General features: G+C 49.7%; 4 protein-coding genes. All 4 read left to right on the top strand.

Going from position 1 to position 10,482, the window contains the following annotated elements:
- Positions 1-26: 26 nt before the first annotated feature.
- Complete coding sequence (gene dmpG / locus ACL7TT_RS08745) at positions 27-1,058, top strand: 4-hydroxy-2-oxovalerate aldolase (protein ID WP_413394756.1); 1,032 nt, start codon at positions 27-29, stop codon at positions 1,056-1,058.
- Positions 1,049-1,999, top strand: coding sequence for an acetaldehyde dehydrogenase (acetylating) (locus tag ACL7TT_RS08740; protein ID WP_413394754.1), 951 nt, complete (start codon positions 1,049-1,051; stop codon positions 1,997-1,999). The genes dmpG and ACL7TT_RS08740 overlap by 10 nt, the downstream gene beginning before the upstream one ends.
- 19 nt (positions 2,000-2,018) lie before the next feature.
- Positions 2,019-3,248, top strand: coding sequence for a pyridoxal phosphate-dependent aminotransferase (locus ACL7TT_RS08735; RefSeq protein WP_413394752.1), 1,230 nt, complete (start codon positions 2,019-2,021; stop codon positions 3,246-3,248).
- Positions 3,249-3,309: 61 nt separating this feature from the next.
- Positions 3,310-10,473, top strand: a complete 7,164-nt coding sequence (locus ACL7TT_RS08730) for an amino acid adenylation domain-containing protein (protein WP_413394751.1) — start codon at positions 3,310-3,312, stop codon at positions 10,471-10,473.
- Positions 10,474-10,482: the final 9 nt, after the last annotated feature.

Raw genomic sequence — 10,482 nt, 5'->3', positions numbered from 1 at the left:
ATAATTAACAACATTGAGTCACCTAAATGTCAATTACTATTTATGATCCAACTTTACGGGATGGGAATCATGCGATATCCCATGGTTTGTCCCTTGAGGACATAGCCAGCTATTGTCAAGCCATTGATGATTGCGGTATTGGGGTAATCGAAGTTGGTCATGGCAATGGTCTGGGGGCTTCCACTTTACAGCTGGGTTTTGCCAGTCATTCTGATCGGACGTTGCTGGAAAAGGCCCGTGATAATATCAGTAAATCTTTGCTTGGGGTTCACATGATCCCGGGATTTGCAAAAATTAGCGATATTAAAGTAGCTATTGATATTGGGGTTGATGTGTTGCGGATCGCCGCTCACTGCACCGAGGCCGATCTGACTGAAAAATACATTGAATTTGCTCGAGAGCAGGATAAGCCCCCCCACGGCGTATTGATGATGACCCATATGGCCCCGGCCGAACAACTACTCGAAGAAGCTCTCAAGTTGCAGTCCTACGGCGCCATGGCAATTGTGCTGATGGATTCGGCAGGGAATTATGTCGAAAAAGATGTGACCGAAAAAGTTGGTCTACTAGTTAAAAACCTTGATGTGCCGGTGGGGTTCCATGCCCACAATAACCTAGGTATGGCCGTTGCCAACTCTCTGGCCGCTGTGCAGGCTGGTGCCACCATTGTTGATGGCACTTTATGTGGCTTTGGTGCGGGTGCCGGAAATACTCAACTAGAAGCAATGTGTGCGGTCTTGTCTCGTTACAATTATGAGACTGGGGTTGATTTGTTTAAGTTGTGTGATGCCATCGAAAACCTACAAGGCTTGCCTGTGACAAATAGCCCTTCAATTAAAACCTGCAATCTTATCAGTGGTGTTTATGGCGTTTGCGCTGGTTTTGAAAAGCATGTCACCCATGCCTCCAAATGCTTTAATGTGCATAGCAGCCTGATTTACCAGGAATTGTCGAAAAGAAACGTGCTGGCAGGGCAGGAGGATATGATTATTGAGGCGGCCAGTCGGTTATCAAAACTTGCTCAGGATTTATCCGAAGAGGGGGCGTCATGTTTTTGAAAACAGCCATTCTTGGCAGCGGTAATATCGGCTGCGATTTACTTTGTAAGGTTGAAAAATCTCCTATTCTCAGTTGTAGCATGTTTGTTGGTAGAACTGAGGGTTCTAGTGGCTTACAGTTTGCCGAACGAAGAGGCACTGCTGTATATGATAACGGGGTTGAAGCGTTATTTAATAATCTCGATAGGTTTGATCTGGTGTTTGATGCTACGTCCGCTGCTGCACATCTGGCTCACGCACCAAAATTGATTGCTGCGGGCAAAACCATCGTCAATCTAACCCCCGCTCCAAAAGGCATTTTATGTGTGCCGATGTTAAACGGCGACCAGGTGCTGACTGAAAGTAATGTTAATATGATCACCTGTGGTGGTCAGGCTTCATTGCCGATATTGGCTGCCATTCGCCGGGTGCATGAGAATATTGATTATATTGAAGTGGTCTCTTCGATAGCGGCCAAAAGCGCGGGTGCTGCCACACGGTTGAATCTCGATCAATATCTCAACACCACCGAAAGTGCGATCACTAAGTTTACCGGTTGTGACAGTGTTAAAGCGGTGCTGAATATAAATCCAGCCAAGCCCAGTGTCGATATGCAAACTGCAGTATCTGCGCTGATTACCCATCCTAATATTGACGGTCTTATCACAGAAATTAATTCCGCTGTAAAGTCAGTGCAGAAATATGTCAAAGGTTATAAAATTATCGTTGAACCTTATGTCGACGGTACTCGGTTGTTCACCATGATCCGGGTTACAGGCCAGGGCGGCTATCTGGCCTCTTATGCCGGTAACCTCGATATCATCACTTCGTCAGCGGTTAATATTGCGGAGCGTTTAAGTGTTGGTGTCAGTAAGGGAGTGGTGCGGGAAATTGATACTCGCGATAAGTTCACCAATGGTTTTGATTCCAGAGAATTGGCTGAACCTTTGGAGCTGGGGTAACGTGTAGAGAGAGTGTGTAGTGTCTGCAATTTCACAAAGAATGGCCAATGTTAGAGCCTGTCCGATATTAACGATTGCACAAGATATTGCAGGTTTTAAAAAACAAGGCAAAAACATCGTTGACTTGTCTGTCGGTGTGCCAAGTTTCCTTCCAGGGCAGCATGTTTATGACGCGGCGAGCAAAGCGCTGGCTGCCGACAGTGGCTGCTATGGTGCCAGCAAAGGTGATGAAGCGTTGATCCGTGCTTACCTGGCGCAACTGGCCGTTGATGGTATTGATCTATATGGTGAGGAGAATATTGTCACAGGTTATGGTGCCAAGCATCTATTGTTTTCAGTAATGTTTTCATTGTTTAATCCCGGTGACGAGCTGTTACTTCCAGCCCCGTATTGGCCAAGTTATATTGATATTGCTGATTTGACGGGGGTCAAGGTGGCTACCTTGGCAGCACCGGTCAGCGCCGATTATAAAATCACGCCGACCCAGCTTGAACAGGCTATTTCCCCTCAAACGAAAGCCTTGTTATTTAATAATCCGTCCAACCCGACCGGGGCGGTGTATAGCAAATCCGAAGTGGCAGCGCTGGCTGAGGTATTGGCTATACACCAAATTTGGTTGATCACCGATGATGTTTACAACAGGTTTGTGTTTGAGCAAACAGAGCTATCTCATCTGCTGCATTTTGAACCGCAATTGGCTGAACGGTTGGTTAAAATCGACTCGTTGTCGAAAAGTTATGGGATGCCAGGCTGGCGTATCGGCATGTTGGCAGCTCCGGTTGAGTTGACGAACGCGGTGATTGCGCTGAACAGTAATTCGGTTTCGAATATTCCTCAAGTGGTTAATCAAGCGGCGACGGCGGCGCTGGAAGGCCCGCAAACTATTCACCAAACCATGTGCAAAGTCTATCAGGACAAAAGAGATATAGTGCTTAATGCGCTCGCAGGGTATCGTGAAATCCGATGCCCGAAGCCTCAGGGGGCATTTTATGTGTTTCCTGATATCTCCGGCTGCTATGGCAGGGTTTTTGATGGCGCTGTGATTGCTGATGATGTCACTTTTGCTGGTCAACTACTGAGCAGTGAAGGGGTGGCCGTACTCCCGGGGCGTTTATTCGGTGAGCCAAACAGTATCCGTATTTCTTATACCGTTGAAATAGAAACACTGGTTGAAGGATTGAGCCGGCTGGGTCGATTTATTTCGCAGTTACAGGACCCGCTGACAACAGCGTGGATGCTGCCCAAGTAGAAAATGGATAAGTTTAAAAGGATAAGATGGCGTTAACTGCCAGTCATAATAACGGGAAACAATGATTAATAATAATAGTGCAGCCGACAACTGCTATTGCCTATCTCCGCAACAGGCCAGAGCCGTTGCTATCAGACAATATGCTCAGCAGCAATATCTCAATGTACACGGCTGCTGGCGCATTCATACTGTCATTGACGTTGATAGATTAAATCATGTACTAAAAAATGTCTGCCAGCGATATGAGGTTCTACGCACCAATTACGTGCGCCCGGCCGGCTTTAGAGAACCGGTTCAAGTGATCCGTGATGAGGTGGCTATTGAACTGACCGAAGTGCCGGCAGAGCAGGCATCTGCGCAGTTGGCGCAACAGGTGGATCAGCCATTCGTTTTGGATAGCGGTGTAATGCTACGGGTGAGTTTGTGTCAACACCAAAAGTATTGTGATATCCAGCTAGTTGCACCGGCATTGGCGCTGGATGTGAGTGGGCTTAACATACTCTTTCAAACCATCAGCGAGCAATATCACGGCAATGTTGAGATTGATAAAGAGGAAATCATTCAGGCTGTGGATGTTGCCAACTGGCTCAATGAGTTGCATCAGTCCGATGAGTTTGTCGAGGAACAAACGTATTGGCGGCAGCAGGGTCAAGGGACAGTTTTTGGCTGTATAAAGCTGGCAGACAGCGAAACTTCTAGTGGTTGTCGCGCGCAATTATTACGGCGTTTTGATGATCTGGTGGCAGTGAAGGTGCTTGGGGCAGAGTATGACTTGAGCGCGGAAACCGTGTTATTTACTTTATGGCAGGTGGTACTGGGCAGTTACATTGGCTGGTCACAACTGACCGTGGCATTGGCGGTAGAAAATCGTGACGATGAAATGGACGGTTTTGTCGGTCTGTTATGTAGCTACCTGCCTGTGGTCGTCGATTATGCCGATGAGCCGCAAGGACCGGCGCTATTGTCTTTACTCAAAGACAACCAGCAACGCATCGCCCGGCACCGTTCATTTCGGGAGCATTTTAACTGGCGCAATATAAGCGATGAGCAACAACCATATCTTTCCCGTTATGGTTTCAGTTTTAACGAGCAGCCGGATATTAGTTTTGCAGGGGTGGCGACGACCGAGCTGATTAGCAGCGCTGGGGTTACAGATTGGTTTGATTTACAACTGTCTTGCCAGCTCGGAAAGACATCCGTTGCGCTGAACTTCGACTATGACAGCGCGGTGTTCAGTGCTGAGACAGTGGCACTGATTTCCGACCGCTTTGAACAATTGCTCAATCAGGCGTTTAAGGTGATTGCCACAGCTCCTCAAACACCGGTGGCGGCATTAGACAGTGTCAGCGAGCTAGAAAAACAACTATTAGCAGGCTCGGGTCCATCTAATAACGCTAAAATTGCCTCCGAAAGTAATGCCAAAAGCGCTGCCGAGCTGTTTGCCAGGTTTGCTGATCAGCATCGACATAAAATTGCCGTTGCAACCGAACAGGGCAATTTTAATTATGGCGAAATTGATCAGCGGGCAGAGCAGTTGGCGGGTTACCTACAAGCTCAGGGAATTGGCGTACAAACCCCGGTTGCAGTCTGTACCGGGCGTGATGAACATCTGATCATAAGCCTGTTGGCGATAATGAAGGTCGGCGCGGTTTATATTCCTCTCGACCCAGAGCTACAGTCGCAACGCATTCGTTATATTATTGAAGACACCGGCTGTCAGTGGGTGCTAACTGTGGCGCAGCAACAGGCCATTGTTAGTGATCTGGCGACACTGATTCGGGTCGATCAGCCACTCGACACAGAACAGCCATTTATCCCAGTGACCGTTGACAGCGATTGCTTGGCTTATCTGATTTATACCTCAGGATCTACCGGCAAGCCAAAAGGCGTAGGTATCAGCCACCACGCCCTTTTTCATTATGTCACCGCAGTGCATGAGCGATTACAGCTATCTGTCGATGGCAGCTTGCTGGCGCTGGCCAGTGTTACAACGGATTTAGGCCATACCGCTTTGTTTGGTGCCTTGCTTAGTGGTCGCAGCTTGCGGCTGTTACAGGCGGATAAAGCGATGCAGCCCGATGCGCTGGCACAACATTTGGCTGACAATCCTGTCAGCTGCTTAAAAATAGTGCCCTCCCATTTAAAGGCGCTGTTGAGTATTGAGGATCCGGCCCGCATTTTACCAACAGAATGCCTGGTGTTTGGCGGAGAAGAATTACCCGCTTCTTTGATTGAACAAGTACGTCAGCTGCAGCCGGGTTTACGCATTGTGAATCACTATGGGCCAACTGAAACCACTGTTGGTGTTATCACCCATGAAGTATCCGACAATCATCACGGAGGTTGTCCGATTGGCCGTGCGCTTAATGGTGCTGAGGCTTTTGTGGTCAATGCTTGTGGCCAGTTGGCAGGTGTTGGTGTCGTTGGTGAGTTGTATCTTGGTGGTGAAACCTTGGCTCAGGGCTACTGGCAGCGAGCTGACTTAACTGCCGAACGATTTGTGCCGGATGCTTTTTCTGGCAAGCAGGGGCGGCGGCTGTACCGTACCGGTGATTTGGCTTGGTATCGTGCCGACGGCGAGCTGGTGTATGTCGGCCGTTGTGATCATCAGGTGAAAGTACGCGGTTTCCGGGTTGAGCTGGGCGAAATTGAATTCGCTCTGTGTCAGCATCCGCATATCAATGAAGCGGTGGCACTGATGCAAACCCAGGTCGGTGGCGAAGACAGCAGTGCTGAGCTGGTGGCGCATATTGTGCTCAACGAAGTGCAGACACTGGATGTTGCCGCGATTAAAGCATTTGTTGACAACAGCCTGCCGGACTACATGGTACCGGTTGCAATGCAACCGATAAGGTCATTGCCGTTAACCCGCAGTGGTAAAGTGGATCGTAAAGCGCTGCCATTGATTGAGCGACAAAGCAAAGCGGCGCGGGCGGGTTATAAAGCACCAACCACGCTGAAAGAGATCAGACTGGCTGAATTATGGCAAGATCTATTGGGGGTCGAACGGATTGGCATTGATGACAACTTTTTTGCTCTTGGCGGCCAGTCGCTGTTGGCAATACGTTTAGTTGCGAGCATTCGCAAAGAGTTTGGTCGCGAAATTTCGGTACGCGAAGTGTTTGACTATCCGACCATCACACTGCTGCTGGAAGTGCTGCAAGGCAGTGCTGAAAACCACTTGCCGGAACTTGTACCTCAAGATAGATCTGAGCTGGTGCCGTTGTCTTTTGCGCAGCAAAGATTGTGGTTTATTGAACAATTACAGGGTGCAGGTAGCCAGTATAATATGCCTTTTGTGATGCGTATTACTGGTCAAATCAATGTGACTCATCTTGAAAAAGCATTGACAGCCATTGTTGAGCGTCATGAAGTATTAAGAACCAGTTACGTCAAAGTGACCGAACACCCTGAACAGCTTATCCACGGTCGGGTCGACTTTAAGGTCACTCGCATTGAACTGGCCAGTCTTGACAGCGTAGCGCGTGAAGTCAGTGTCCAAAAAATCCTCAAAACTGAGGCATCAACACCGTTTGAGCTGACCGAAGTGCCGATGTTGCGGGCCTGTTTGCTGTGCTGTGGTGCTAATGAGGCAGGGGTAGACGAATACGTATTGTCACTGACCATGCATCATATTGCCTCAGACGGGACATCCCTTGCGGTACTGATGCAGGAACTCGGCACACTGATGGCAGGTCTGGCCGAGGGTCAGGATATTGCCAGCATATTACCGCCACTTGATATTCAGTATGCCGATTATGCCCTTTGGCAACGTAACTGGCTCACCGGTACCGTACTGGAGAATCAGCTCGCCTACTGGAGTGAACAGCTAAGTGACCTTCCGGCGGCCCATTCATTGCCGCTGGATCGGCCACGTACAGTGATTACCCATCGTCCGGGAGAACATGTTGATGTCTGGATTAAAGCCGAGACGCTTCAGCAGTTAAAACAGTTGGCGCAGCAACAGGATGTGACCTTGTTTATGTTGCTACACGGGGCGCTTTCATTACTGTTGGCGCGTCATAGCGGCGAGCGGGATATTGTCATGGGTACGCCGGTGGCCAACCGAATGCACCCCGCTGTTGAGCCGCTGATCGGCTTTTTTGTCAATACTCTGGTATTGAGGCTCGATGTTGACCTGCAGTTATCACTGAGTGATTATCTGGCGGCGGTGAAAAACGTCAACCTTGGCGCACAAGCCCATCAGGATACCCCGTTTGAATTGTTGGTTGAGCAGCTCAACCCCCAACGTAGCCAGTTACATACTCCGCTATTCCAGATCATGATGAATTTCTTGCATATTGAGCAAGATCAGGGCGCAGAGCAGGGGGGACTGTCGTTTGAACCGCTATCGGCAGATGATGGCGTGACCAAATTTGAACTGACCGTGACCCTTGCTGAATTGGCACAAAGCGAACGGTTACAAATCCGCTTTGAGTATGCCACCGATATTTTTGACCGTAGCACCATCGCTGATATGGCACAACGCTTTAGTGTCTTGCTTCATGCCCTGGTGGCTTATACCCAGCCTGCCACCTTGGCAGGTTACCAGATCCTCAGCGCTGATGAGCGTGATTATTTGGTATCGGAGGTCAATCAAACAGAACATCATTACCCACAAGATCGCTTGGTCCATCAGATGTTTGCTGATCAGGCAGCCGTCACTCCGGATCACTTAGCGGTGGTGACACCAACCCAGCAGTTGACATATCAGGAACTAAACCAAAGGGCAAACCAATTGGCCCATTACCTGATAGCCCAGGGCGTTAAACCCAATACCCTGGTGGGTTTGTGTATGGATCGTTCAACCGAGCTGTTGATTGGCATTTTGGCGATTTTGAAAGCCGGTGGCGCTTATGTGCCGATGGACCCGTCTTATCCCGAGGACCGTCTCAGTTATATGCGCGAAGATGCCGGGTTAAAACTGGTGGTCACCCACCAAGGCTTGACCTATGTCTTGCCAGAGGGGGGTGCTGAGGTGATTTGTGTAGACGATCATTCACAGTTTAAAGAGCAGCCACTGACCAACCCCGAAGTACCTGAACTGGGCATGGATAACCTCAGTTATGTTATTTATACCTCTGGCTCTACCGGGCGACCCAAAGGCACCCTGATTGGCCATGACGGGGTGAGTAACCTATTACAATGGTATAATCGTCGGTATGCCATCAGCGCGGACGATCGGCTGCTGGTGATCAGTGCCACTGGTTTTGACTTAACCCAGAAAAATCTGCTGGCCCCGTTGTTGTTGGGCGCCAGTGTCCACTTTGCCACTGCTACCGATTACGATCCGCAGCGTATTGTCGCTACCGTCGAGGCCAATCAGGTGACCCTGTTGAACTGTGCCTCCAGTGCCTTTTATCCCTTGATTGAAACTGCCGCAGAACAAAATTATTCACCATTGCGCAGTTTGCGAGTGGTATTGATCGGTGGTGAAATCATTATGATGTCACGGCTTAAAGCCTGGCTGAAAACCTCAGAAACCCAACTGATTCATCAGTATGGGCCTACCGAAGGCACAGATATTGCCAGTGCTTATGAGGTCGTCGATGATTGGCAAAAATATCAGGTGCTGCCGATTGGTACGCCCAATGATAATGTCAAGCTGTATCTGCTTGACCGGGCATATGGGGTGATTGATAACGAGGCCAATCTGGTGCCTAGAGGTGCGGTGGGTGAGTTATATATAGGCGGTGTAGGGGTGGCCAAAGGCTACCATAATCAGCCTGAATTGACCCGACGACGCTTTATTGTTGATCCGTTCAGCACTACACCGCTTAGTAATGGTGAACCGGCGCGATTGTATCGTACTGGCGATTTGGCTCGTTATCTAGCTGATGGCAATCTGGAGTTTGTTGGCCGGGTTGATGAGCAGGTGAAGATCAGAGGTTTCCGCATTGAAACCAGTGAAATCGAACAGCAAATTCTCAGTAGTGAGTTGGTGGCTTCAACCTTGGTGTTGGTGCGTGAAGACGAACCAGGGAATAAAACCCTGGTGGCTTATGTCATTGCTGCACATGATGAGGAACAACCGCACGTTGGAGACGAGCAACAGCTGGTCCAGCAATTGGGTAAACAACTACAACAGGCGCTGCCGGAATATATGGTACCGTCAGTTTTTGCCGTGCTCGATGCGTGGCCACTGACGGCCAATGGCAAGGTGGACAAAAAAGCGCTACCACGGCCTAATATACTGGCAGTGGCACTGGAGTACCTTGCTCCGAGCAATGCCCTTGAACAAAGTCTGGTGGATATTTTTGCCGCCTTGTTGCACCTGCCTGCCGACAAACTCAGTGTTAACGCCAACTTCTTTGCAGTTGGTGGCCACTCATTGTTAGCTACCCGGGTAGTGGCCAACATTCACCACCAGTGCCAGCTGGATGCGTCGGTACGGGATATTTTTGAACACCCCACCATTGCTGAACTGGCTGAGGCGTTATCTGAAAAGCCGGTACTGGCTCTACCACCATTGGTGGAGCAGCCTCGCGACGGTGATATTCCACTGTCGTTTGCCCAGCAGCGATTGTGGTTTATCGAGCAGTTGCAGGGCGCAAGCGGCCTGTACAACATGCCGTTTGCCACCCGTATTATTGGTCCTCTGGACAGCGACGTTGTAGTTCAGGCCCTTGAGGCTATCTTTCAGCGCCACGAAGTGCTACGCACCACTTACGAGTCGGTTAACGACGAACCGGTGCAGCGCATTCACACTGATATGGCGCTACCGCTTATCCGCGAAGATCTGCGGGGCATGGCAGATAGCAGCCATCATATTCAAGAAGCGTTGAATGATGAAGCCTCCGCCCCGTTTGACTTGAGTTCTGACGCCATGTTCAGAGGGCGCCTGCTACACAGCGGTGATGAAGAGCATGTGCTGCTGCTGACCATGCATCACATCGCCTCGGACGGTGTGTCGATGGGTGTGCTGATGAATGAGTTTGGCCAGCTGATAGCCGGGCTTTCAACCGGCGTAGATGTTGCACAAATTCTTGAACCGCTGCCTATTCAGTACGCCGATTATGCTCTGTGGCAGCGTGACTGGTTGAGCGGTGAGGTGCTTAAGCGTCAAATCGATTATTGGCGCCGCCAGTTGGAAGATTTGCCACAGACCCATTCACTGGCGCTTGACAGGCCGCGTCCAGCATTGATGGATCACAGTGGTGGCCATGTTGATGTTTGGCTCGACGGTGACTGTCTCAAAGGTCTCACCGGTGGTGACACTAGGTAGTTACGACCT

Source organism: Microbulbifer jejuensis (assembly GCF_047289955.1).
Classification (GTDB): domain Bacteria; phylum Pseudomonadota; class Gammaproteobacteria; order Pseudomonadales; family Cellvibrionaceae; genus Microbulbifer.
Note: the sequence above shows the minus strand (reverse complement) of the source record. Positions and strands in the feature narration are given on the sequence as shown.